Genomic DNA, 25,491 nt, shown 5'->3' with positions numbered 1-25,491 from the left:
TGACTGTTGCTGTGAAAGCCTGCGCGGGCGGCCCGGTTCGCTGAAAGGGGAATGCCCAGGAGGGGGCGGCAGACTGGATGCCTGCGGCCCCCCTTGTCTGGCTTAATCCAGGAAAGCGCGCATGATGCGGGACCGGCTCGGGTGCTTGAGCTTGCGCAGGGCCTTGGCTTCGATCTGGCGGATACGTTCGCGGGTAACCGAGAACTGCTGGCCGACTTCCTCAAGCGTATGGTCGGTGTTCATGCCGATGCCGAAGCGCATGCGCAGCACGCGTTCCTCACGCGGGGTGAGCGAGGCAAGGACGCGGGTCACCGTCTCCTTGAGGTTCGCCTGGATCGCCGCGTCCACCGGGATGATCGCGTTCTTGTCCTCGATGAAGTCACCCAGATGCGAATCTTCCTCGTCGCCGATCGGCGTTTCGAGCGAGATCGGCTCCTTGGCGATCTTCATCACCTTGCGCACCTTTTCGAGCGGCATGGACAGGCGCTCGGCCATTTCTTCCGGCGTGGGTTCGCGGCCCTGCTCGTGAAGGAACTGGCGGCTGGTGCGGACCAGCTTGTTGATCGTCTCGATCATGTGCACCGGGATGCGGATCGTGCGGGCCTGATCCGCGATCGAGCGCGTGATCGCCTGCCTGATCCACCAGGTGGCATATGTCGAGAACTTGTAGCCGCGGCGGTACTCGAACTTGTCGACCGCCTTCATCAGGCCGATGTTGCCTTCCTGGATGAGGTCCAGGAACTGCAGGCCGCGGTTGGTGTACTTCTTGGCGATCGAGATCACCAGACGCAGGTTCGCCTCGACCATTTCCTTCTTGGCGATGCGCGCCTCGCGCTCGCCCTTCTGGACCATGTTGACGATGCGGCGGAACTCGGGAAGCGCCATGCCGGTGGTGGCGGCGATGTCCGAGACTTCCGAGCGGATGCGTTCGACAGGATCGGCCTCGGCCTCGGCGAAGGCGGCCCACTTCTTGTCCTTCTTCGCCATGTCGGCGAGCCAGGTGTCGTCCAGCTCTCGGCCCATGTAGGTTTCGAGGAAGTCTGCGCGCTTGACCTTGTGACGCTCGGCAAGGCGCAGCATCTGGCCGCCCAGCGTGGTGAGGCGCCGGTTGAAGGCATAGAGGTTGTCGACGAGATACTCGATCTTCGACGCGTGGAACTTCACCGATTCGACCTGCGCGGTGAGGTCTTCGCGAAGCTGCTGGTACTGGTCTTCCTTGGCGGCCGGGAAATCGATGCCCAGCGCCAGCGCGTCGAGGCGCTCGGACTGGAGGCGTTCGAAGGCCTGGAACAGCTCGGTGATGAGGATGAACTTCTCAAGCGCTTCGGGCTTGAGGGCCGCTTCCATCTGCGCGAGGCTGAGGGTGTTGTCTTCTTCCTCTTCCTCGGCCTGCCGCTTGGGGATCGGATTGCCGTCCTCGTCGACCTCGGAGGTTTCCTCCTCGACGTCGTCCTCGTCCTTGAAGGAGGGACCGGCGGTCTTTTCGCTGATCTCGCCGTCGTCGTCGCCGTCTTCCGTCAGGCTTTCAGGCGCGGGCTCTTTCGAAAGCATCGCGTCGAGATCGAGGATCTCGCGAAGCTGCATCTCGCCGTTGTTGAGCGCTTCCGACCACTGGATGATGGCGTGGAAGGTGATCGGGCTCTCGCACAGGCCCAGGATCATCATGTCGCGACCGGCTTCGATTCGCTTGGAGATGGCGGCTTCGCCCTCTCGGCTGAGCATCTCCGCCGCGCCCATTTCGCGCAGGTACAGGCGAACCGGATCGTCGCTCCGGCCGAGGGCTTCCGCACTCTTGCTGTCGGCCGCGCGGCGTCGGGTGCCTTCGCCGCTTTCGGCGAAACCGCTGTCTCCGTCGCGATCCTCGTCCGCGTCCAGTTCCGGCTCGGCATCGGCCGCATCGTCATCGTCTTCATTTTCGACGATTTTGACGCCCATTTCCGAGATCGCGGCCATGATGTCCTCGATCTGTTCGGAAGACATCTGGTCCTGCGGCAGCGCAGCGTTCAATTCGCTGACGGATATGACACCGAGGCGCTTGGCCCGCGCGATCAATCGCTCGACCGAGCCCCGGCCGGAATCGATCAGCGGTGCGTCGTTCTCCGCGCCATAATCTTCGTTGCTCATTCTTGTTCGCTTTTTATCCATTGTGCGCCTTCGGCGGCGTTGCTCCGCCAGGACAAAGACGTCGGTCTGAAAGTGCATTGCCTGACACAGCGGCAAAGCGCCAGCGATCTGTCACACGGCAAACCGGCAAGGGCCATTTTGAACGCCGACAGCTTTCCCGTCTCTATCATGGGTATCAAGCAGGCCGCAGGCAATGACGCCCATGCGTTTTCATGTCTCGGGGCATAAAGAAGGCTGTAGTTCGTGATTCCGATCAGCCGCCAGAGCATGGCCTTGGCCGGTGGAAACCGGCCAAGGCCCGCGGACCTCAGCGAAGGACCAGATTGACCGCCGAGGACTTGCCGCGGCGATCGATCTCGATTTCGAACTCGATCTGATCGCCTTCATGCAGGCCGGACAGGCCCGAGCGCTCTACGGCACTGATGTGCACGAAGGCATCGGGCTGGCCGTCATCGCGATTGACGAAGCCAAAGCCCTTGGACGCATTGAAGAACTTGACCGTGCCGCTGGCGCGTTCGCCCGTGGACTGGCGCTGTGCCGGCGCGGATTCCCGCCGAGTGGCGGTGATGACTTCGCCGACGATCGAGAGATTCGTTGCGGAGACCTTGCCGCCACGGTCGACCAGCTGGAACTCAAGCTGCTGACCTTCGGCAAGCGTCGTGAGGCCGGCGTCCTGAACGGCGCTGATGTGAACGAAGGCATCGTCGCCGCCATCTTCGCGCTGGATGAAGCCGAAGCCCTTATCCGCGTTGAAGAACTTGACCACGCCGCTGCCCTCGCCGATGACCTGAGCAGGAGCGCCGCCGCGAGGGCCGCCGCCGCCGAAACCGCCGCTACGCGCACCGCCAAAGCCGCCGCGCTGCCCGCCACCGAAACGGTCGTTGCCGCCGCCGAAGCGGTCGTTACCGCCGCCGAAACGGTCATTGCCGCCGCCGAAACGGTCGTTGCCACCACCGAACCTGTCACGGCCGTTACCGCGATTTCCTCTGTCAAAAGACATGACTAAAACGTACCTTCGTTGCGCTCGGTGAAAAAATGGCCCATGCGCTTGAACGCGGCGCGCCGGGCGTAATAACAATCAGCTTACAATACGAAGTGTTCTGACAGGGCTGTGATACCCTGTGGCTGATTGTCAGATAAAAATTTAATGATGTATATCTATTTCGAAATATTTTGGCACGTAAATGCTGCATTTGCCAAAATCCCGGGCAATTTTGCCTTTGGGTTCGAAAATATTTCCTGCAATTGCAGGTGCATATTGTGGGGCGCGGCGATCGATGTCTTGATTCCTTTAACGGTCATCACGGCGCGTGCATCATGATTGGCGCGCCTTTTTTGGACTTGTCTCGCTGCATCGCTGCCCCATAGCACCGAATTTCCTATCAGACCATCCGAGAGCCTCGTACAGTGAGGTTTTCCGAGATCGGCGCGGCAGTTTACCGGGAATCCTTGAAAAATCCGGCTGAATCGGGCTCGGCGGGGCAGGAAATACGATACCTGCAACACTCCGTCGCTTCGCATCGCGGTGAAAATCTTGGTGTGGCGAGCCATGGTGCCAGCTTGCGCTTGCGGGGCGAAGGGAATCGCAGCCGCCCGGATTCTGTCTTGAGAATGAGAAAAGGACGGGCAAGGCGTGGCTCGGCGGACTTTGATCGATCGGATCGATGGTCAGGCCTTGCCATGCGGCAGGGCACGTCGGGGGATGCCTGTGATGCGAACCCATATTGAATGGCTATGCAGGATTTCCAATCGCCACCGGTGAATGGGCGGATTTCCGCGGTTTTCCCGGCAGGAGAATGAATGCCGCGGATCCTGAATTCCGATGATTCCCGTGTACGGTGAAGGAGGGGCGGCCGAACGGGCAAGTCCAAGTGTCTATAACGGCGGGATATATAGGCGTTCGGTGAAGCGCTCGTTCTCCCCCCGGCCCGAGGAATTTACCTTGCTCGATTTTCTGAACAATTGGCGGCTTTCTAAAAAGCTGCTGGCAGCCTTCAGCCTGCTCATCGCGCTTCTGAGCGTAGTGGGTATCAATGGCCTTGTTTCGACAAGGACCATGAACTCTATCGCCCAAAGCCACGTCGATCACGGCATCGCCAGCATGTCGGCGCTGGAAGCGGTGATCAGCAATGCGCAGGCGCTTCGCTCGCTGGTCTATGCCAGCTACATCGCGAAAGACGCCGGCGAAGCGCGCGATCTCAAGCAGCGCTATGACACCGCGCGGGCCGATCTCAACAAGGCGGTGGAAGAATACAGCCAGGTAGCCGATGTCAGTCTGGCAGGCGACCTTACCCGGCTCAAGAGCGGGATCGATAGCCTCTATGCAGTGAACGAGCGCACGCTGAACCTGCGAAGCGCGGGCGATCTCGAGGGCGCGCTGGCGTTGATGAACACCGATGGTCGCGCTGCCTCGCGCGATGTGACGACGCGCACGGATGCTCTGGTGGACAAGGTTCGCGAGCTTTCGAGCCGCCGAGCCGAGCAGGGGCAAGCCACTGCCGAACTGACGACCTGGCTCTCCGCCGGCCTTGCCGTGATCGGTATCGCTGGGATTCTGCTCATCTGGCGCGTGCTCGTGCGCACCGTCGCCGCGCCGATGAGCCGGATCACCGAGGTCACCACCTCGCTTGCCGAAGGCGGCCACCAGGCGGTGCCCTATCGTGAGCGTCGTGATGAAATCGGAGAGATAGCGCAAGCCGTCGAGCAGTTCCGTGTCGCCTCCGAAGCCCGTGCCGAGATCGATGCGCGCCACGCCAAGGAGCAGGAAGTCGTCACCTCGACGCTGCGAGCCAGCCTTCAGGCCATCAGCGAAGGCGACCTGACGCGGTCGATCAACGCCGATTTTCCGCCGGCCTATGGCGAACTCAAGAACAACTTCAATTCGGCTGTGGGAGCGCTGCGCGATCTCATCGGTGCGGTCGCTGAAAGCGCCGTTACGATCCGCACCGGCTCCAGCGAGATCGCCCAGGCATCCGAGGACCTGGCCCGCCGCACCGAAAGCAATGCGGCAAGCCTCGAAGAAACCTCGGCGGCCATCACCCAGATGGATCAGCGCCTTCGCGCCACCGCCGAATCCGCCGGTCGCACCGTACAGCGGGCCGATGGGGCCATGGGTGTGGTTCAGACCGGCCGCTCGATCGCCGATGAGGCCGTGCAGGCTATGGGCCGCGTCAGCGAGAGCGCCAAGGGTATCGATTCGGTGATCGAGGGGCTCGACAAGATCGCCTTCCAGACCCGGGTTCTTGCCATGAACGCTGCCGTAGAGGCAGGCCGCGCAGGCGATGCAGGGCGCGGTTTCGCGGTGGTGGCCGATCTCGTCTCCGCGCTCGCCATGCGCTCGGAAGAGGAAGCCAAGCGAGCCCGGGAGCAATTGACGGCGACGCAGACCGATATCGGTACTGCTGTCGGAGCGGTGCAGCGCGTGGACGGCGCGCTCCAGAACATCTCGGGCGACGTGACCGAGGTGCATACACTGCTGAGCGACATCGCGGCTGACAATCAGGTGCAGTCATCGACGATCACGCAGATCAGCGCAGCGATCGGCACGATGGACCAGGCGACGCAGCAGAACGCGGCGATGGTGGAGCAAACCTCGGCAGCGGCGCGCACTCTCAACAGCGAAGTCACCGCTCTTTCGGACCGCGCTGCAATGTTCCGCACCGGAAATGGTGGCGTGTCCCATTCCCCGCGCTCGTTTCCTGCCGCTACGCCGCGCGGCGCAGGGGCGGCGATCCCTTCCATCTCAGTTCGAAGCCCCAAGGTGGCCGCGTTGGCAACCGGGCAGGACGATGACTGGATGGATTTCTAACCGGGATGTGAGGGCGCGAAGAAGGCGCGGATCGGAGGGTTGCCGTTCTTTGGACGGGCGGTAACCTCCATCAAACTTGTGCCTGTCGCAGGTTCTCCCGGATTTGTGCGATAGCCGATAATCAATTATGTGAATGAAAAATCATCATATCTATTGATTTTTGATATGAGGTGCGATGCCGCAATCCCGAGGAAACAGCGCAAGATAGTGCGCGGTTATTCAAAGGGAGAGACTAGGCTCAGGACCCATTGATTGACGGAGGTCGATGTGATTCAGGCTCCGCAAGGAGACTGAGCATGAGCGGCCTGCCAATCAATGGGTCCTGAGGCTGCAATGAGTGCTAAGGGGACCCGCCTCGCTGCGCCAGAATCTGCTATCGCGGGCTAACCTGCGGAAGGGTCGATCAGGAACTTCTCGCCTGTGGCCTTGCGCTCGTATGCTTGCAGGACGTCCGGCTCCAGGGCTTCCGCCAATCCGATCACGCGGGTGTATTTGCTGGCGAATGTCGTTGTCAGTTCGTCGATCACGCGGCGGCGCAGGCGGGCTACGACTTCGGGGCCGGCTTTCTGGAGGAACGGGAACAGCAGCCAGCCCGACACGCCCCACTGGAAGCCGAAAGCCAGCCGATTGAGGATCGTCGGCGAAGTGTCCAGTGCGCCGTAGATGTAGAGCTGTTTGAACACGGGTGAGCCGTAGCGGTTGTATTCGGGCATCGCGCGGACCTGCGCCTGTTCCATGGCCTGCATGATGTCGCTGCCCAGCGTCCCGCCGCCGATGGCGTCGAAGGCTAGGGTTGCGCCGGTTTGCTCCACGGCTTCCGCAAGCCGGGCGGCGAAGTCGTCGTCCTTGCTGTTGATCACGTGCGCGGCGCCGATCTCGTTCAGAATGTCGGCCTGCTGCGTAGAACGGACGATGTTGACCAGCGGTATGCCGTCCCGCAGGCATACCTTCTGCAGCATCTGCCCGAGGTTCGATGCGGCGGCGGTATGGATGATCGCCTTGTGCCCCTCGCGCCGCGCAGTTTCGACGAAGCCGAGCGCGGTGAGCGGGTTGACGAACATCGAAGCGCCGCTTGCCGCCGTCGCGCCTTCGGGCAGCGGGATCACCTCGCTCGCCTTGATACGGCGATAGTCGGCATACATCCCTCCGCCGATCATCCCGACCCGCCTGCCTTCCAGCGCGGCGGCGTTCCGTCCGGCTGCGACGACGGTTCCGGCGCCTTCGTTGCCCACGGGCATCGACTGGCCAAGCCGCGCCGCGACACCGGCCAGACGGGCCGGCGGAATATCGAAAGTCAGGCTTCCGTCTCCGCCATCGCGCCGTTCGAGTGTCGCGATATCGGCAGGGCCGAGCAGCAGTCCCAGGTCGCTCGGGTTGATCGGCGCGGCTTCCACGCGGACGACGATCTCGTCGTCCGCGGGATCGTCGATCCGCACCTGTTCCAGCGACAGTGTCAGCTTGCCGTCATCGATCGTGGATCGCAGTTCGCGTCCTGTGAAGCCCATGACCTTCTCCGCTTGTTTGGCCGCGGCCGAAATTGCCGCCAGTCGGCGGAACATAGGCAGCGCGCCGGCCCGCGCAAGGATCGGGCAAGAAAACGGCCTGCTTCCAACAATAACATTGCCTTGCAGTTTGCCGAGGTCATAGTTGGCGCCAACGAGAAGATGGGAAGGGTAGAGGACGTGCAGAACGAAGCCGATACGACCACGTCGTTGTCCGCGATTGCCTCCGATCCGCGTTACCGCAAGTTGGTGGCAAGCCGGTCTCGCCTTGGCTGGCAATTGGCGGGAATAATGCTGGCGGTCTTCTTCGGCTTCATTCTCGTGATAGCCTTTCGCAAGGACCTGCTGGCGGAACCGATCGGCCAGGCGACCACGACTTGGGGCATCCCGGTGGGTCTCGGGGTGATCCTCGTAGGGATCGCGCTCACCGGCTTTTACGTCTTCCGCGCAAATCGCGATTTCGATCCGCTGCTCGAAGCCATTCGCAAGGATGCCGCGAAGTGAGCGGCCGCCTTGCCGCAGTGCGCTCCGGATCGGTTCTGGCTGTGCTTGGCATGGCTGTTCCCGTGCCGGCATTCGCCGACGCCCTGACCGGGCAGACGCAGCAGCAGCCGACGAACTGGCCTGCGATCCTCATGTTCGGGGTGTTCGTGCTGGCAACTCTCGGGATTACCCGCTGGGCGGCACGAAAGACCCGTACGACGGCGGATTTCTACACGGCGGGAGGCGGTATCACGGGATTCCAGAACGGATTGGCGATTGCCGGCGATTACATGTCGGCGGCATCGTTCCTGGGGATCTCCGCCCAGATTTTCGCCGACGGCTACGATGGGCTGATCTACTCGACGGGCTTTCTGGTGGGCTGGCCGATCATTCTCTTCCTGCTTGCGGAACGCCTTCGCAATCTCGGCCGCTACACGTTCGCGGACGTGGCATCCTTCCGTTTCGCCCAGACCCCGGTCCGTCTCTTTGCCGCTTCCAGCACGCTCGCCGTCGTGCTGTTCTACCTCATCGCCCAGATGGTCGGCGCGGGGCAGTTGATCAAGCTGCTGTTCGGGCTGCCCTATTCCTATGCCGTGGTGATCGTGGGCGTGCTGATGACGTTCTATGTCCTGTTCGGGGGCATGATCGCGACCACATGGGTCCAGATCATCAAGGCGGTACTGCTCCTGGGCTGCGCCACGCTCATGGCTTTCGCCGTGCTTGCCAGCTTCGGCTTCTCGCCCGATGCCCTCTTCGCGCGCGCGGTAGAAGTGAAGGCGGCGCTGGCACTCGATGCCGGCGCCGACCCGGCGACGGCGGCGGCCAAGGGGCGGTCGATCATGGGGCCGGGCAATTTCATCAAGGACCCGGTTTCCGCGATTTCCTTCGGCATGGCGCTCATGTTCGGGACAGCGGGCCTGCCGCATATCCTGATGCGCTTCTTCACCGTTCCCGACGCCCGGGCCGCGCGCAAGTCCGTACTCTGGGCCACCGGCTGGATCGGCTATTTCTACATCCTGACTTTCATCATCGGCTTCGGCGCGATCGTGATGGTCGCGACCGAGCCGGCCTTCCTCGATCCGGCGACGGGCGCCTTGCGAGGCGGCGGTAACATGGCCGCGCTTCACCTGGCTGATGCGGTTGGTGGCAACCTGTTCCTCGGCTTCGTCTGCGCGGTCGCCTTCGCCACGATCCTTGCGGTCGTTGCCGGGCTGACCCTGGCCGGTGCGTCGGCCGTCAGCCATGATCTCTATGCGTCGGTGCTGCGCAAGGGAGAGGCGAGTTCCGAGGATGAACTGCGCGTATCGCGGCGAACGGTGGTGGTCCTCGCGCTCGTCGCGATTCTGCTGGGCATCCTGTTCGAGAACCAGAACGTCGCGTTCATGGTCAGTCTGGCTTTCGCGCTGGCCGCCTCGGGCAATTTTCCGGTGCTGCTGCTGTCCGTGCTGTGGAAAGGCTGCACCACGCGCGGGATTGTGTGGGGCGGGTCGATCGGCCTTGCGCTGGCGCTTGTCCTGACGATCCTGTCACCCGCGGTCTGGGTCTCGGTGCTTGGCCATGCCGACCCGGTGTTCCCCTTCACTTCGCCGACGCTGTTTTCGATGCCACTGGCGTTCTTCACGATCTGGATCGTTTCCCGGCTTGACAGGAGCGGCCGCGCGGCGGTGGATCGTGCAGGCTATCTTGCGCAGCGTGTCCGTTCCGAGACCGGGATCGGTGCCGCCGGGGCAAGCGCGCACTGATCTCCCCGGCTCCTTCGGAAAACCGGAAGCGTCGTCTGGACTGGGCCGGGGACGACGATATGAAGTGCCGGAATGAAATCTCGAAGCGATATCACAGGCCTCCTCGATGCTGCCCGGACGGTGATTGCGGCCAGGGGCATCTCGGGCATGAGCCTGCGCACCGTCGCAGAGGAAGCGCAGATTTCGGTCGGCTCGATCAGCTATCGTATCGGTGACCGCGCGGCGCTGATCGCCGCCGTTCTCGATCGCGAAGTCGAACTCATGGCCGAAGCGCGCCGTGAATGGCGTGAGCGGGTGGGGGATCACGACCCTTTCGGCGCCGGGAGCCTGGCCGATCTCATCTGCGAATGGCTGGACCAGGGCGCGCATTCCCGGCGCACGTCCGCGATCGTCACGTGCGAACTGGCCTTGCTGGCCAGCCGCGAGCCGCAATCGCTTCGCGCGATCGACGCGCTGCTGGATGAGGGGCAGGGGCTCTGGCGAGACGTGCTGCCCCTCACCCCGCTGGGCGGGCGACTGGCCCATTTCATCGCCAGCTACTGTCTGGACGAACAGGTCTTCTCCATTCTCCTGGCCGATGAGACCGATTACCGGCTGCTGCGCCATTCGACCGTGCGTGCGATGCTGCGCGGCAGCGGGGCGTCCGGCGATCCCGCCGGTTCGCGGTGGCACATGGCGCTGGTGGAACGGCTCGCGGTGCCGGCCTCGGCCGCTTATGACGAAACCGCGGTTCCGCCGCAGGGCGCCAAGGGTGCCATTGCGGAGAATATTGCCGATATCATCGTGGAGCAGGGGGTGGGTGCCTTGTCCCACCGCACCGTGGCGCAGGCGGCGGGCGTTGCGACCTCCAGCGCCGCTCACCACTTTCCGACGCACCGCGATATCCTGTTCGCAGGGGTGGAGGCCGTCTATCGCCGCCTGCGCAGCCGCATCCATGCCAGCGGTGCGAAGCTGGGCAGCAGCGACATCATCCGTCTTACGCACGAATGCGCGCTGGCGGCGCTGGGCGATCCGGCATTCCGGCCTTTCGCGATCGACATGCGGCGCAGGCGGGCGGAAAATGTCCATGGCCAATATGCGCAATGGCTGGGAATTCCCACGGACAGCGACCGGGCGCGCATCCAGGCGATTGTCATGGCTTCCATCGGAAACGGCCTGCGCAGCCTGGCGACCGAGGCGGAATGGCAGGCCGCGCCGGATCTCGTTCACGCTTTCACTGGCGGCAGTACGAGTGTTTTAATTGAACGAAAAATGAAGTGAAATAACCAATACGATTGTCCTGAAAGAGTCATGAAGCGCGCTTAGAGGCGCGTCCTGAAGACCCGTGGTCAACAGGACGGAGCCCCTATGTCTGCCTTCAAGCGCAATCGCAGTATCCACCTTCTCTCGACCATTCTGGCAGGTGCGATCGCGCCGTGCTGGGCGATGACGGCGCAGGCCGCCGAAGCCCCCGTCAGCGATGACGCGCTGCCCGAAATCACCGTCACGGCCGAGCGCCGCGCGGAAAGCAGCCAGAAGGTGCCGCTGGCGATCCAGTCCATCGACGGCGAGACGCTGGCCAAGACCGGCTACACTTCGGTCACCGATCTGCAGTACACGATGCCGGGGGTGCAGTTCGACCCGACCCAGGGCGCCGCGTTCCAGATCCGCGGCGTCGGCAGCACCTCTTTCGACTTCTCGAACGCCAAGTCGGTCAGCGTGGTCGTGGACGACGTGGTCATGGACGGCCAGCGTGCCAACGGCCTTACCGGGCTGGTCGATATCGACCGGGTGGACGTGCTGATGGGGCCGCAGGGTACGCTGTTCGGCAAGAACGCCACCTCGGGCGTGATTGCGGTGACCACCACAAAGCCGAAGATCGGCGAATGGTTGCTGCGCGGCAGCGCCAGCTTTGGCGAGCATGACGAGCGCATCCTGAACGCTACCGTGAACGTGCCGCTCGGCCCCATCGCCGCGCTGCGCGTCTCCGGGTTCGACCAGGCCTTCGACGGGTTCGGCCGCAACGTGACGCTGAACCGCAAGGTGGGATCGCAGCACGAGTACGGCGGCCGGGCGCGGCTCTATCTGGAACCGTCGGACAGCTTCAACCTGACGCTTTCGGGCGACTATGCCTACCACTGGGACAGCAGCGTGCGCACGCCGGTTTCCGGCCAGTCGGCGGAAGTGACCGCGATCCTCAAGGAATTGGGCGTCGTTCCCGGACCGAAGAGCGCCGATACCGCGGATTCCTCGTTCGGCCAGATCATCACCGAGGAATACGGCACCTCGCTGCGTGCCAATGCGAAGCTGGGTGACCACGAGCTGACCTCCATCACCGCCTACCGCGCGACCCGCTATGACAACTGGACGCCCGCCAGCCTCACGCCCTACGATCGCTACGCCTACATCCCGTTCAATCTCGGCCAGCTCGATACCGACAAGTTCAGCCAGGAAATCCACCTGGCCTCGCCGACCGGCGGCTTCGTGGAATATCTGGTCGGCGCGTTCTACAACCGGCTTCATGCTCGCCAGACACAGCTTCAGTGGTCGACCGGCGGGCAGCCGCTCTACGATGCCGCCGGCACGCCGCTGCCCACGCTGATCGCGCTGACGGGGGCGATCGGCAAGGATGGAAACGCCTCTCTGTTCGATTCCGTGAACGAAACCGTGGCCGCGTTCGGCCAGCTCAAGTTCAATTTCACCCCGCACCTCAGCCTGACCCTGGGCGGCCGTTACACGCACGACAATAATTCGCAGAGCATCGATTACGTCTATGTAAACCCGCAGGCGATTGCCGGGTACACGCCGAACTTCGTGGCTTCCAGCGCGGCTCCGGCTTATGATTTCGGCCGCGTGAAGGGAGACAACTTCTCCTTCCGCATCGCGCCGACCTATCAGCTTGCCGACAATGTCATGGTCTACGCGACATATTCCACCGGCTACAAGCCGGCCGGGATCGCCTTCGTCGGCAACAAGTACGCGCCTTACGAGGACGAGACGGTCAAGGCATGGGAAGCCGGCATCAAGTCCGAATGGTTCGGACGCCGCCTGCGCTTCAACCTCGACGTGTTCCGTTCGGACTTCAAGGACTTCCAGGCCACGATCCTGACGCAGATACCCGATGGATCGGGCGGCACGATCAACGCCACGGTCATCGGCAATGCCGGCGGCCTGCGCACGCAGGGCGTGGAAGGGAACCTTGTGGTCCAGCCGATGCGCGGCCTGCAATTGTCCGGCGCGGTGACTTACACCGATGCCAAGTTCACGGACTACGTCTACAATGCGACCACCAACTACACCGGCTCGCGCCTGACGAATTCGCCCGAATGGTCCGGCACGGCAGCGGTCGACTACGATCACGAGTTCGGCTCCGGCCTCGGCCTGCGCGCCCATGCCGACTATGCCTATCGCAGCGAATACTGGACCGTGGTGGGCCAGCCTGCCTATTCGCATGTGCCGGGCTACGGACTGGTCAACGGCCGGGTGAGCGTGAAGCTGCCCGATCGCCCGGTGGAGATCGGCGTCTACGCCCGCAACCTGTTCGACAAGTACTTCTCCACCGGCTGGCAGCAGTACGGCGTGCTGGGCCTGTTGCACTACACGTCGCCCAATGCGCGCCGCACGGTCGGCGGCTTCGTCAACGTCAGCTTCTGACCCGCGCGAACCCGAGGGAGCACGCATGAAACGGATGAAACCGGCCATGGCGATCGCCGCCATGGCCGCGCTCTGGGCCAGCGCGGCCATGGTCAGCGCGGACGAAGCCGGCCCGCTCGGCACGCCGCCGGTAAACGCACCGGCCGCCGAAGGGGAAAGGCTGCCGATCAACGCGCTGCAGGTGGTGGGCACGCACAACAGCTATGCGCTTCCGGCCGACCCGCGCGCGATGGCGGTAATGGCCCCGCGCCTCAGTGCGCTCATGCAGGCGATGACCGGCGGCATGAGCGCCGAGCAGCGCGCCGCCATGGAGGACGAGCATCCCGGCGGCCTCGGCGGGATGGCGCAGGCGCTCGACTATGTGCAGATGCCGCTTCAGGCCCAGCTTCGCAGCGGCGTGCGCAGCGTGGAGATCGATCTCCAGCCCGATCCGCAGGGCGGGGCCTATGCCGATCCGCTGCCCTATCGCGAACTGCGGGCCCGGGGCGTGACCGATCTTGCGCCGATCTACCGTGACGAACTGGCCCGGCCCGGCCTGAAAGTGCTGCATCTGGCGGACCTCGACTTCCGCAGCCAGTGCCCCACCTTCCGGTCCTGCCTGACGCTGCTGCGCCAGTGGTCGGACGCGGAACCGAACCACAGCCCTGTCTTCGTCCTGCTTGAACCCAAGCTTTCCGGACTGGACCGCGTCATTCCGGGCGCCACCCGGGTACCGCCGTTCGACAAGGCGCAGTTCGAGGAAGTGGACGCGGCGATCCGCGAGGTTCTCGGCCGGGAACGTGATCGCGCCCGACGACGTGCGCGGCGCGATGCCGCGGCTGGAAGACGCCGTGCTCGCCGGGCGCTGGCCAACGCTGGGCGAGGCGCGGGGCAAGTTCGTCTTCCTGTTCCTGGTGCCCGCGATGAACCTGGCGGCGTTCAGGCCCTATCTCGATGGTCGGCCCTCGCTGGAAGGACGAATGGCCTTCGTGCAGGGCAAGCCGGGCATGGCCCATGCCGCGTTCATGCTTTACGATAACGCGCTGACGCATGGCGCCGAAATCCGAGATGCCGTGCGCAAGGGCTATCTCGTCCGCACCCGTGCCGATATCGACACCGGCGATGCCCGCCGCGACGACGCCGGCCGCCGGGATGCGGCACTGGCCAGTGGCGCGCAGATCGTGTCGACCGATTATCTCACGGCGCCCAACATTTACGGCAATGGCTATCACCTTGCCCCGTCGGCGCGCGGCTGGCGATGCAATCCGGTCGTGACCGGTTGTCCCCGCCCCTGAATATCCGGATTCATTGGAGAACATCATGACCACGCGCAGGGCGCTTCTTGTCGGTGCTCCGACGACCTTGCTGGCCGCTCCGTCCGCTTTCGCGCAGGCGCTTGGCGAAGCCGGTGTTTCGGGCGGCGACCTGTCCGCGCTCGAACGGCTCATGGCGCAGACGCTGAAGGGCGAGCTGGGCGACGAGGCCCTGGCCCATGAGCTTGCCGCTCATGTCGCCGATGCCGGTTTCCGCTGGGGCTATCCGATGTTTCCGGTTCGCGCGGCGGACAGCGTCGTGGCCTACAGTTTCGGCTATCGTTCGGCGACGGGGAAGGTGAATCCCGATACCGGCCTTACCGACGGCGAGGAAGCGCCTGAACCGGGGCCGATCAATGCGATGCTGGCCGATGCCGTGCAGGCCATTCGGCGGTTGCGCAAGGTGCGGGTCTACGCGCAATGGGAAATCGCGCAAGTCCTCGCCGACAGGCACGGCATGAAGGATGTCGTGCCGATCTACCCCGCCAAGGGCGAGGATGGCCGCAAGACCTACCTCAGCACCGATGGGGTCGCGCGCGGCGTGATCGCTCATGCCGGCACGGCGCAGGCACTGGGCAAGGTCGCCGTCGTCGGGCACCGCGATCATGTGAAGCGCTGCATCCTGGTCTCTCGCGCCAACGGCATGGCGGCCGCCGCCGCCCGCGAGGTGCCGCTTCCGGTGGATTACGACCCTCGCTCCGCCCAGCCCTGGACCCGGCGGCGTGACGCCTACCTGCTCAGCGATGTGATCGCCCAGCTCACGATGGCGCGGGCGCGGATATTGTCCGACCTGCCGGGCTGAGCACGCGGACACCGCTCATGCGGCTGGGCCGCTGTTTCCACGGCGTCAAAAAAGCGAAGCCAATCGCGGCTAGGGCAACCTGCATGGCCACCGCGTTCGAATCCTCCATCCCGCCGCCAGCGCGGCCCGGCGCGGCCACGGCGATGAGGCTTGGTTACAGCAGCGGCAACATGGGCAAGAGCCTTGTCTGGAGCAGCTTCGAAAGCGTGCTGCTCTATTTCCTGGTGCTGCATGGCGGGGTTCCCGTCACTCATGCCGGTGTGTTGCTGACCTTGCTCATGGTGTGGGACGGGCTGGCCGATCTCGCCATAGCCTACCGTACCGACCGGACCGGGAGGCAGGACGGACTGGCACGGCTGATCGGCATCGGGGCACCGCTTTGCGGCGCCTGCTTCGCGCTGATTTTCGCCGCGCCGGTGCTGGGCGGCACGGCGTTTTCGCGAACGGCCATCGTGGTGGCCGCCGTGATCGGCAGCAGGATCGGCTATACGCTTTGCGATGTCGGCCACAACACGCTGATGGTCCGCATGGCGGCGAGCGAACGGGACAGTTCCGGAATTTCGGCGCTGCGCCTGATATTCAGTGCCCTCGGCGCGGGATGCACCGGGCTGGCATTGGCGCAAGTGCTGGCGATCCACGATCCTTCGGACCAGCGCCGCGCTTTCGTTGCGTTCGGCGTGGCGGGGGGAACGATCTATCTTTCAACTCTGCTCATCGCCCGCGGGGTGACGCGGCATCTCCCAGCTACCGGGCGCGAACCCTCACGAGGCGGCGCGGTACGGATGGTACGCAGCCTGCTTGCAGACAGCGGCTATCGGCAGATACTGGGTATCGTCGCCGTTCAGGGCGCGCTGGTGCCGTTCTTCATGCGCGCATTGCCGTTCCTGGGGCGCGCCACCATGAGCGAGCCCGCATGGCCGGGATGGGCCTTGTTCGCGATCACGCTTGGCCACGGCGTCTCGCTTCCGCTCTGGATGAGCGCCGCGCGGTGGCGCTCATCGCGGGACATCCTCGCGCTGGCACATCTCGGCTTCATCGCGGCCATGGCCGGGTTCGCCCTCGCTTTCCGGCAGCCCGCCGCCACGGCGTGCCTGTTCCTGCTTGGCGCGAGCCTGGCGGGCATGAGCATGGCGGTCTGGGCGCTTCTGGCCTCCCATGTGCAGTCCGGCCGGTTTTCGGGCGCCGGAGGAGAAGCGCTGCCGGTGGGGCTGTTTCTCGCCACGCTCAAAGTCGCCTCCGGCATCGGCACCATGCTGCTGGCGGCCGTCCTTTCCGCGTGCGAGGGCGCGGCAGCGGGTGCGGGCGCAGGGAACCCGGTGCTGGCGGCCTCTATCGGCCTTCCCGCTATCGGCTCTGCCTGCCTGTTGCTCGTCCACTGCCTTGGCCGGTCCCCGGGCCGACCGGCATAAGGGCCGCAGCGGCGGCTTCCGGTCAGTCCTGCGGCATTTCGGCCATGATCTCTCGGCGGATCGCCGCGATCCCCATGGGGCTTTTCCAGCGCATGCCGATGTCGCGGGCCGGTGCGCCGGGGCCGCTGGAGGACAGCTCGGCGAAACGCGAATCCTGCGCCCGGAACACTTGCGTCATCGTGCCGTCGCGGGCGGTGCCGTTCATTTCGGTCCAGTGGTCGGGATGGATGTGGCGATCCATGAAGCAATCGACGAACAGCGCCTGCCCGACCGCTTGCGGATCGGCATAGCGGCCGTCGGCGAAGCGGGTGGTGGGGTGCCACGGGCGGGCCAGCGCCACGGCATGGTCGGGCACGCCCGCCTCGCGCGTCAGGCGGCAGCGGTGGAAGACGATGCCGTGGGCCTGCGACAGCGGCGTTGATGGCGCGGCCACAAAGGACTGGAATTCGCCGGGGGTATAGGGTGCTGCACGCGTGCGGGTGCGGATTTCGCTATCCTCGATCAGCAATTGTCCGTTGCCGAAGATGAAATCGACATTGCCGGCGATCAGGCTCTTGCGGATCAGCGCGCGGCCGCCATTGGCGAACAGCGTGTCCTGATAGCCGAGCAGAGCTACCCGGTCGAGGCGCACGCGGTCGCTCGCGATGTCGAGCAGCAGGGCGGCGGCTTGCGGGTTTCCGATCTTGCTCTCGGCGCCATCAGGCAGGCGGTCGTTGGCGAGGTAGTCGTAAGTGTTCTCGATGGTGAGGTCGCGGACGGCGATCTCCCGCGCATTGATGGTGAGCGTGGCCGATCCCGGCGTGCCCCAGCCGTTGCGGTGATAGGCCTTGGCGGTCTGCGCGACGGCGCCGAAATGGATGCGGGTGTTCTCGCGCCCGCTGCCCACGAGGCGGATGCGGTCGCGGGCGATGACGGGCTTTTCCGCATAGTCGCCCGCGCTGACGCGGATCGTGATCCAGCGCCCGCTCGTATCGCGCGCTGCGGCACCGAGCGCCATGCCGATGGAGGTGTAGCAGGGCGCGGCGCTTCCCGTGCAATCGCGGCGCACCGCCAGTTCGGTGGCGGGGGCCTCCGCCGCTGCGGGATGTGCGATCGCCGCGAGGAGCGGCAGCGCGAGAAAGCGGAGGCGTGTCATTTCGGGCTCCCGGCAGCGGCGAGGGGGCGGAGGAAGGTGTCGATCTCCCCGGCGGTGCGGGAGAGCCAGGGATCGAACAGCCAGAAGTCGTGCGGAGCGCCGGCGAAGGCGAATTCGCGGTGCGCCACGTGGTTCCGGTCAAGCGCGGCGATCACCCGGTCCTTGCCCACCGTGAAGCGGGCAATGCCGCTGCCGACGATCAGGGTGGGCGGCGATTGCGGCCCCACATGGCTGGCGGCGCTGGCCTCGCGCCAGCGCTGCGGCATCGCCTCGAAGCTGCCGCCCAGCAAGCGGGCGAAGGGAGAATCGGGGCCTGCCGCATTCTCGAAGCGCAGGGCTTCGGGGTCGGCCATGTCGAGCACGCCGTCGAGGTCGATGAGGGCGTTGGGCCTTGTCTTGCGCGTCTCTCCGTAAAGGCCGCCCGGCCCCGCATAGGCAAGCAGCGCGGCCATCTGTCCGCCCGAAGAGGCACCGCCCAGTGCGATGCGATCGGCGCTGATGCCGAATTCGCCGGCATGGCTCTTTGCCCATGCCAGTGCGTCCGCCACGTCCTCCATCCCGGCGGGGTAGGGCGCTTCGACCGAGAGGCGGAACTCGGGCAGGAACACGGTATAGCCCCGCTGCGCGAGCAGGTTGGCAAGCGCGTAGAAATGCGTCTTCGCGCCAGAACGCCATGCGCCGCCATGGACCAGCACGATGCCCTGTCCGTTGGCTGTCGCCGGCCCGAAGATGTCAAGATGGAGCGTCCGCGCTGCCAGGGTCTTGTAAGGGCGATCGAACAGCACCGATTGCCCTTCGCGCCATGTCACGGCGGGCCATGCGATGCCGGGGTAGATGTCGCGATACTGTGCGAAACGCTGGTCCACGGTATAGCTCTCGTCCACCTCGCGCGCCGAGCCCGGCAGGGCGATCAGCGCCATCGCGAACGTCAGGCCGGATCGGAACAGCTTGGGCATCGCGCATCCTTCAGCTTCTCGAATTTGGAAAAAGGGGGCCGCCGTCCGGGGGAGGACGGCGGCCCAGGGAGCAACTTTTGCAGCGTCAGAACTGGTATCTGGCGCCCACGAACCACTGCGCGCCGGTGCGGGAGAATTCGCGCGTGAGATACTGCGTGCCGTCTCCGGTGCCGTAGATCCGCTCGCGCTCGTTGGTGATGTTGATACCCTGCACGTTGAGGCTGAGCCGCTCGGTCAGGTTGTAGTAGGCCGAGAGATCGACTTGCGTCGGGCCGTACTTGCGCTCCTGCACATGGCCGTTGCCGCCCGGTTCGCTCAGCAGATAGTCGTCGCGCTTGTTGACCGAGACGCGCAGGCCCAGCTTGCCGGTGTCGAAATAGCCGGTGAAGTTGTAGGAATTGGGCGAAAGCCCGGTGGAATCGTGCGCCGTGACATGGGTGTAGTTCGACGCGATGCCGAAGTTGGAGAAGACTCCCGGCAGGAACGTGAACGGCAGGTTCAGCGTCACTTCCACGCCCTTCACCTTGTCCCCGTCGGAGGAATTGACCGCTGTGTAGAAAGTGTAGGGCACCTGGGCGGGATCGGCGTTGTAGGAAGGATCGTAGCGCGGGTCGGCATAGATCGCTGCCCAGTATTCCTGCGGCACCATCTGTTCGATCACCGAGGTCTTGAGAGAGCGGATGATGTTCTTCTGGAACAGCCCTACCGCGAACAGGCCGCTTTTGCTGAAGTACCATTCGAGGCCGAGGTCGAAGTCGTCCGACAGGTAGGGCTTGAGGTCGGGGCTGCCGAGGTTGCTCACCGTGCGCGTGGTATATTCGAACACCGGGCTGGCGATGTTGAGTGAGGCAAGGCCGGGCCGGGTCATAGAGCGGGCATAGGCGAAGCGGGCGACGAGCTCGGGCGTCAGGTTGAGCGCGGCGTTGAACGAAGGCAGCAGGTTGTCGTAATGGCGCTTCACCTCCACCGGCGAACCGGCGATGACCGCGCTGGATTCCACGTCGGTGCGGACATAGCGAAGCCCGGCATCGAGGCGCAGGGTCATCGAACCGATGTCGAAATCGCCCATCACCTCGCCATAACCGCCCGTGGTCTTTTCCACGACCTTCCAGCCCGCCGCGACATTGGCGGTGTAGCCGTCGTTGAACAGGCCCGAGCCGGCGATGGCGTCGAAATCGACCACGGCGAAGGTGGGCAGCCCGCCCGAGACCACGCCGTCGCCGAAGTGGCCGATCGGGAAATCGGTCATGTAGGCCTGGGGCTCGAAGCTCGGCAGCGCGCCCTGCGCTTCGGAATAGCGCACCATGCGGCGGCTGTAGGCGACGCCGGCCAGCGCGGTGAAGCGGCCCTGCTGGAATTTCGCGTTGGCCTTGGTCGTGAAATTGTCCTTCACCACCTTGTTCAGCCGGTTGGCCGCGGTCAGCGCGTTGATGTAGTTTTCCGGATCGTTGGGGTCGTAGTCGCCATAGTCCACCACCGCCACGTCGCGGCTGCCGGTATAGTCATAGGAATAGTAGTGCGGGATCGAACGCGCGTAGAAGCGCAGTTCGTTGCGGTCGGCACTGTCGCGGGCCTTGCCGATCATGCCGTCGAAGGTGAGGTTGTCGCTCGCCTCGTATTCGCCCGAGAAGACGAACTGGGTGAACTTCGAGGTCGAGGTCTGGTGGCGGCTCTCGTACCATGAGGTGACGTCATCGAACGCGGCGGCGACCAGTTGCTTGCCATCGGGGGCAATCGTGAACGAAAGCGGGGTCTGCCCGACATAGTTGCCCGCAGACCCGTGCGTGAGCAGCCATTCCATCGAGTTGTAGCTGTAGCGATCGTTGTCGAGCTGCGAATAGAGCGCGTCGAACGTGAGCTTCAGCCCGTCGAGCGGGCGGGCCTGGATCGAGCCGCCAAGGCCGAGCCGCTTCTGGTCGTTGCCGAAGAAGTCGGCGCGAGGCAGGCGCGGGGCCCAGAGGCAGTCGAGCGAATCCGCCGCGCCGCAGTTCTCGGGGGTGCCCGAGACTTCGGGATCGGTATCAGCCCAGCTATCGCCGTTGACGAAGGGCGAGGTCCAGCGGACGCTGGAAAAGCCCTCCTGATAGACGGTGCGCTTGGAATAGCTCGCAGAAAGCAGCACGCCGATGGTGTCGTCCGCGAACGTGTCGGAGATCATGACCGTGGCGCGGGGATCGACCTTCCGCGAGACCGTGTTGTAGCCGGCCTGGCCCGAGGCGACGACGTGGAAGCCGGGGGAATCGAACGGCTTTGCCGAATAGAGATCGACCGTGCCGGCGATGCCGCCTTCCTCGATCGAGGCGCGCTGGGTCTTCTGCACGTCGATGCGGTTGAACAGTTCGGAGGCGAAGACGTGGAAGTCGAACGCGCGGCCTGCGTTGATCGTGAAGCCGCCGGAATCGAGCCCGTCGCTGCTGGCGGGCACTTCCATGCCGTTGAGCGTGGTGCGCGTGAAGTCCGGCGAGAAGCCGCGCAGGGTGATGTTGCGCCCTTCGCCGCCCTCGCGCGAGATGGTCACGCCAGGCAGGCGCTGGATCGATTCCGAGAGGTTGAGGTCGGGCATCTTGGCCATGTCCTCGGCCATGATGCTCTCGGTCACGTTGATCGCCTGGCGCTTGACGTCCTGGGCCCGCTGGAGGCTGCCGCGAAAGCCGGTGACGATGATTTCCTCGGCGGTCGGCATGGCTTCGGCGGCGGGGGCGGCATCCGTGCTGGCGGAGAGCGCGACACGCGGCTCGGCCGAAAGCGCGGGTGCAAGAGCCACTGGAACGGTCGCCACGGTCATGCGGGCGGGATTGCCGGCAGGCATTCGGCTGCCGGCAACGATGGCGTAGGACGCCGGGCCAGTGCGCCGTGCCGAAAGCCCCGTTCCCGCGAGCAGCCGAGCAAGCGCCTGGTCTACGGTCATCTCGCCGCGCACGGCATTGGTGCGGATTTCGTGGGTCAGCCGGCGGGCGGCGATGATCTGGATGTCTCCCTGCCGGCCAAGCTGGGTAATGGCGGTTTCGGCAGGCTGGGCTTCAATGACGAACTCTCTGGTCTGCGCCGCGGCCTGCGCCGGGGATGCGATCGTGCAGACGATGGCCGTAGTCGCGAACAGCGCATTACGCGCTTTGTTTTTGTGCATTATTATCCACCCCAAATATATATTGCGGGTTTCTTCGAACCCGTATTGTCAGAGAGTCATTACTCCGAAAAATCCTTCCCCTGAATTTGTTTTTAATCCGAAGAATTGAGAGAAATTCTGATGAGGTCGGGATTGCTGGTATCCAGCGTTATCCCAAGGCTGGCCTTCACGGCTTCGGCGAAGCCTTCCGGGTCGTTGATGCGGAACAGGCCGTCGAACTGTTCGCGGGCGATGCGCGGGTCGGCGATCACGATCTGGCGGGCGTTGTAACGGTTGAATTCGTTCGCGGCTTCGTAAAGCGAGCGCCCGTCAAGATCGATCATGCCGCTGCGCCAGGCCAGCGAACGGTCGACCGAGGTGGGAATGCCCGCTTCATAGTCGATCACGGCATGGGCGCTGAGCGTGGCGCGGTCGCCCGCTTCAAGGCGCATGTGCAGATCGGGCCCGCCCGCCGGGGCCGCGCTCCAGGTTTCGACCACGCCCTCGGTGACGAGCACTTCCACACCGGTTTCGCGCCGCCGTACCGAGAAGGCGGTGCCGACCGCGCGCACGCGCACGTCGCCCGCCGCCACCACGAAGGGCCGTTTGGCGTCCTTGGCGACCTCGAACCAGGCCTCCCCTTGCGCAAGTTCTATGTCCCGGCTGCGCCCGGCCATGTCGACGACCAGCTCGCTGCCCGAATTCATCGTCATGACCGAACCATCGGCCAGCGGCAGGCGGCGGATTTCGCCGAGCTTCGTTTCGTAGACGGCAGGCGCGCTGCTCCAGCGCACGCCGGTCACGGCAACCGCGGCCGAGGCGGCGATGCCCGCCAGCAGCCCGCGCCGCGCCAGCAGCGCAGGGCGGGCAGGCGCGGCTTCCTCGCCGTCCTGTGCGGGCGGAGCAGATTCTTCTTCCGGCACGGCGGCGGGCGTGAGGGCATACCACTGGGACTGCACCTGCAGCAGCAGTCCCTGGCGAAGCGGGTCTTCGGCCAGCCAGGCCTGAAGCTGCGCCTCGTCCGCTTCGCTCCACGCATCGCCGTCCATGCGCGCCACGAAGGCGGCGGCGGCATCGCGCGCCGCCTCCCGCTCGCGGGATCGGGGATCGTGCGTGCTCACCATGGGCGGGCCTCCCGGCGCTCCGCACCCGTGAGGCGTTGCTCGTTCTCCGCCTCTGCCGCGTCCCAGGCGGCGCGGATCGCGCGAACGCCCGACCAGACCTGCTTTTCCACGGCCTTCTCGGTCATCCCGAGATGCGCGGCGATTTCCTTCTGCGACCAGCCTTCGATCTTGCGCAGTTCCACCACGCGGCGGCAACGCTCGGGCAGGCGGGCGATGATCTGCAGCACGCGGGCGTAGTTCATGCGGCTGGACGCCTGATCCTCGGGAGAGGGGGCTTCATCGTCATACCAGCTTTCGACATCGCTGAAGGCTTCCAGAACGACCACCTGCTGGCGCTTCATCCGGCGCAGCATGAGATTGCGGGTGATCGCGAACATGTAGGACAGCGGCCGGTCGATGTGATCGACCGAAGGGAGCATGGCTATGCGGCAATAGGCTTCCTGCATCACCTCGTCGACATCCTCTGGCGAGAGGCGCGAACGGGCCAGCCAGCGCCGGACCCGCGCCTCGTGGGGCACGATTTCGCGCGCGACCCAGACCGCGATGCGGCGCCTGCGCGCGAACTCCTTTTCAGCCTCCCCTGGCGTAACGCCCTCCCCAACCGAATATCGAATTTGCCGAGATTGGATTCCCGTTCTGCCACGTAAGAGACACGGCGCGTGATATTCCTTCCGGCCACGGAAAATAATTCTGGTGACGGGCAGGCAGGGCGACCGCTTTGCGTGCAGTTGCGAATTGATCGCAATAAAGCTAGGGGGCGCGGGTGACGACCAACGCCCTGTCCCTTTTCCGGCTGCTGCTGCGCGAACGTCCGTCGTTACTGCGCCATTTGCAGGGACTGGTCGGACACGAGGGCGCAGAAGATGTGGCGCAGGCGCTCTGGCTGAAGATCCACGCCGTCCACGATCATCCGCCGATCGCCAACAAGAAGGCGTTCCTTTACCGCATGGCCCGCAATGTCGCGATCGACATGGTGCGCTCGGACAAGCGGCGCAGCAGACACATCACCAGCGGCGATGAACTGCCCGGAGACATCGCGGCGCCCGTGCCCTCTGCGGAAACCGCCATGCTCGACCGCGAGGCGCTGGTCCGGCTGACCGCGGCGCTGGCCGAACTTTCGCCGCGCTGCCAGCAGATCATCAGGATGAACCGGATAGACGGTGTGTCGATCACGGACATTGCGGCAAGGCTGGGGATCAGCCGCCAGATGGTCGGGCGCTACATCGCGCAGGGCATGGCCCATTGCTGCGAGCGGCTGGACGATGAAAACTGGAAGGGGCGGGTTTCGGAAGTGCTGCCGCAGACGTCGGACGGTGTAGGGATGCGCCGCGGGCAGGATGCTCTGGAACCGGATGATGACGAACGTGCCTGAAACGACGATCACGCCGGAAATGCGGCAGGAAGCCGCCCGCCTTTTCGGTGACCATGTCGCGGGTGTCATGTCCGCAGCCGACGAGGCGCGTCTGGCGCAGTGGCTGGCCGAGGACCCGCGCCATGCCCGCGCCTTCGCCGCCGTGGAGCGGACATGGCGGGCGATCGACGAAACGACGATGCCGCCGGCCCCGGTGCGCGGCACGGCGCCGTGGAGCAGGCGCTTCGCACGCTGGCGCCCGGCCGGGACGCAGCACGGCGTTTCCGCGCCGGTGCACAAGGCATCGGGATGGGCGCGGGGGCTCGTTGCCGCCAGCGTCCTGCTGCTGATCGCCACGCAATCGGCGGACATTGCACTGCGCCTGCGTGCCGATGCCATCACGAACACCGGGGAGCGGCGCAGCTTTGCGCTGCCCGATGGTTCGATTGCCCTGCTCAATACCGACAGTGCCGTCGCCGTGGACTTCGCCGATGGCCGCCGCATCCGTCTGCTTCGCGGCGAGGCGGCCTTCACGGTGGCGCCGGATCCGGCGCGCCCCTTCGTGGTCGAAGCAGGCCGGGGTACCGTCACGGCGCTGGGTACGCGCTTCCTCGTCAGGCTGGACGGCGATGAGACCCGCGTGGCCGTGACAGAGCACAGCGTGCGCATCGACCTGAACGCCGTCTCGCGTCTCGTCCGCGAGGGCGAGGAGGCGGGATATGGCCGGGACCGGATCTCGCCCCTCGCGGGCCAGTCGGTCCACGATACCGACGGCTGGACTCGCGGCGTGATCCGCGTGGTGAACCGCCCGCTAGCAGATGTCGTGCGCGAGATTGGCCGCTATCGCAGCGGCTACATCCTCGTGCTGGGGGACGGCCTTTCGCAGCGGCGGGTCAACGGGGTGTTCCGGCTCGACGATCCCGATCGTTCGATCGATGCGATTGGCCGGTCGCTGGGCATCCGCAGCACCCGCATCGGCGGGATGGTGACCATCCTGCACGACTAGGTCGTAAACTCATAAACG

General features: G+C 64.9%; 18 protein-coding genes and 1 pseudogene. 10 read left to right on the top strand and 9 right to left on the bottom strand.

What is annotated here, in order from left to right:
* Positions 1 to 102: 102 nt before the first annotated feature.
* The 3 genes from rpoD to U9J33_RS19780 form a co-directional block, all read right to left on the bottom strand.
* Complete coding sequence (gene rpoD, locus U9J33_RS19790) at positions 103 to 2,124, bottom strand: RNA polymerase sigma factor RpoD (RefSeq protein ID WP_324699772.1); 2,022 nt, start codon at positions 2,122 to 2,124, stop codon at positions 103 to 105.
* A gap of 307 nt (positions 2,125 to 2,431) precedes the next feature.
* The gene (locus tag U9J33_RS19785; protein WP_054435959.1) at positions 2,432 to 3,124 is read right to left on the bottom strand and encodes a cold-shock protein; all 693 of its coding nucleotides are present in this window, start codon (positions 3,122 to 3,124) and stop codon (positions 2,432 to 2,434) included.
* 158 nt (positions 3,125 to 3,282) lie between these two features.
* Positions 3,283 to 3,675, bottom strand: coding sequence for a hypothetical protein (locus U9J33_RS19780; RefSeq protein WP_185999919.1), 393 nt, complete (start codon positions 3,673 to 3,675; stop codon positions 3,283 to 3,285).
* Positions 3,676 to 4,066: 391 nt separating this feature from the next.
* On the opposite strand from U9J33_RS19780, the gene U9J33_RS19775 reads away from it, so the two are divergent.
* Positions 4,067 to 5,932: a methyl-accepting chemotaxis protein gene (locus tag U9J33_RS19775; protein WP_292636580.1), complete on the top strand. Its 1,866-nt coding sequence runs from the start codon at positions 4,067 to 4,069 to the stop codon at positions 5,930 to 5,932.
* Between the two features lie 383 nt (positions 5,933 to 6,315).
* Here the strand turns inward: U9J33_RS19775 and U9J33_RS19770 are convergent, their stop codons facing one another.
* Positions 6,316 to 7,437 carry a zinc-binding dehydrogenase gene (locus U9J33_RS19770; protein ID WP_185999918.1) on the bottom strand — a complete coding sequence of 374 codons (1,122 nt, stop codon included), beginning with the start codon at positions 7,435 to 7,437 and terminating at the stop codon, positions 6,316 to 6,318.
* 159 nt (positions 7,438 to 7,596) lie between these two features.
* Here U9J33_RS19770 and U9J33_RS19765 point away from each other — a divergent pair, with 159 nt between their 5' ends.
* The 7 genes and pseudogenes from U9J33_RS19765 (at position 7,597) to U9J33_RS19730 (ending at position 16,795) form a co-directional block, all read left to right on the top strand.
* A complete protein-coding gene (locus U9J33_RS19765; protein ID WP_054435986.1) occupies positions 7,597 to 7,938 on the top strand; it encodes a DUF485 domain-containing protein in 342 nt (113 codons plus the stop codon).
* A gap of 50 nt (positions 7,939 to 7,988) precedes the next feature.
* The gene (locus U9J33_RS19760; RefSeq protein WP_186000165.1) at positions 7,989 to 9,659 is read left to right on the top strand and encodes a cation acetate symporter; all 1,671 of its coding nucleotides are present in this window, start codon (positions 7,989 to 7,991) and stop codon (positions 9,657 to 9,659) included.
* Between the two features lie 72 nt (positions 9,660 to 9,731).
* Positions 9,732 to 10,919, top strand: a complete 1,188-nt coding sequence (locus U9J33_RS19755; RefSeq protein WP_292636578.1) for a TetR family transcriptional regulator — start codon at positions 9,732 to 9,734, stop codon at positions 10,917 to 10,919.
* An 87-nt stretch (positions 10,920 to 11,006) separates the two neighbouring features.
* A complete protein-coding gene (locus U9J33_RS19750; RefSeq protein WP_324699771.1) occupies positions 11,007 to 13,292 on the top strand; it encodes a TonB-dependent receptor in 2,286 nt (761 codons plus the stop codon).
* Positions 13,249 to 14,566: pseudogene (locus U9J33_RS24890) on the top strand (Ca2+-dependent phosphoinositide-specific phospholipase C). Before U9J33_RS19750 ends, U9J33_RS24890 begins: the two are co-directional and overlap by 44 nt.
* 25 nt (positions 14,567 to 14,591) lie before the next feature.
* Positions 14,592 to 15,386: a hypothetical protein gene (locus U9J33_RS19735; protein ID WP_185999914.1), complete on the top strand. Its 795-nt coding sequence runs from the start codon at positions 14,592 to 14,594 to the stop codon at positions 15,384 to 15,386.
* Positions 15,387 to 15,469: 83 nt separating this feature from the next.
* On the top strand, positions 15,470 to 16,795 hold the full coding sequence (locus U9J33_RS19730) for an MFS transporter (protein ID WP_185999913.1): 1,326 nt from the start codon (positions 15,470 to 15,472) through the stop codon (positions 16,793 to 16,795).
* A gap of 22 nt (positions 16,796 to 16,817) precedes the next feature.
* Here U9J33_RS19730 and U9J33_RS19725 read toward each other — a convergent pair whose 3' ends face one another.
* The 5 genes from U9J33_RS19725 to U9J33_RS19705 all read right to left on the bottom strand — a co-directional run bounded on the left by U9J33_RS19725 (position 16,818) and on the right by U9J33_RS19705 (position 23,634).
* Entirely contained in the window at positions 16,818 to 17,930 is a 1,113-nt protein-coding gene (locus U9J33_RS19725; protein ID WP_185999912.1) for a pectinesterase family protein, read from the bottom strand.
* Positions 17,927 to 18,886 carry an alpha/beta hydrolase gene (locus U9J33_RS19720; RefSeq protein ID WP_185999911.1) on the bottom strand — a complete coding sequence of 320 codons (960 nt, stop codon included), beginning with the start codon at positions 18,884 to 18,886 and terminating at the stop codon, positions 17,927 to 17,929. The genes U9J33_RS19725 and U9J33_RS19720 overlap by 4 nt, the downstream gene beginning before the upstream one ends.
* A gap of 85 nt (positions 18,887 to 18,971) precedes the next feature.
* Complete coding sequence (locus tag U9J33_RS19715; RefSeq protein WP_324699769.1) at positions 18,972 to 22,013, bottom strand: TonB-dependent receptor; 3,042 nt, start codon at positions 22,011 to 22,013, stop codon at positions 18,972 to 18,974.
* A gap of 92 nt (positions 22,014 to 22,105) precedes the next feature.
* Positions 22,106 to 23,116 carry a FecR family protein gene (locus U9J33_RS19710; protein WP_185999909.1) on the bottom strand — a complete coding sequence of 337 codons (1,011 nt, stop codon included), beginning with the start codon at positions 23,114 to 23,116 and terminating at the stop codon, positions 22,106 to 22,108.
* Positions 23,110 to 23,634 carry an RNA polymerase sigma factor gene (locus tag U9J33_RS19705; protein WP_231635673.1) on the bottom strand — a complete coding sequence of 175 codons (525 nt, stop codon included), beginning with the start codon at positions 23,632 to 23,634 and terminating at the stop codon, positions 23,110 to 23,112. The genes U9J33_RS19710 and U9J33_RS19705 overlap by 7 nt, the downstream gene beginning before the upstream one ends.
* Before the next feature lie 245 nt (positions 23,635 to 23,879).
* Between U9J33_RS19705 and U9J33_RS19700 the strand changes: the two genes are divergently transcribed.
* On the top strand, positions 23,880 to 24,488 hold the full coding sequence (locus tag U9J33_RS19700; RefSeq protein ID WP_185999908.1) for an RNA polymerase sigma factor: 609 nt from the start codon (positions 23,880 to 23,882) through the stop codon (positions 24,486 to 24,488).
* Positions 24,469 to 25,473, top strand: a complete 1,005-nt coding sequence (locus U9J33_RS19695; protein WP_292636576.1) for a FecR family protein — start codon at positions 24,469 to 24,471, stop codon at positions 25,471 to 25,473. The genes U9J33_RS19700 and U9J33_RS19695 overlap by 20 nt, the downstream gene beginning before the upstream one ends.
* Positions 25,474 to 25,491 lie beyond the last annotated feature (18 nt).

The organism is Novosphingobium sp. RL4, assembly GCF_035658495.1.
Taxonomy (GTDB): domain Bacteria; phylum Pseudomonadota; class Alphaproteobacteria; order Sphingomonadales; family Sphingomonadaceae; genus Novosphingobium.
This window is presented reverse-complemented; position numbering and strand designations above follow the sequence as displayed.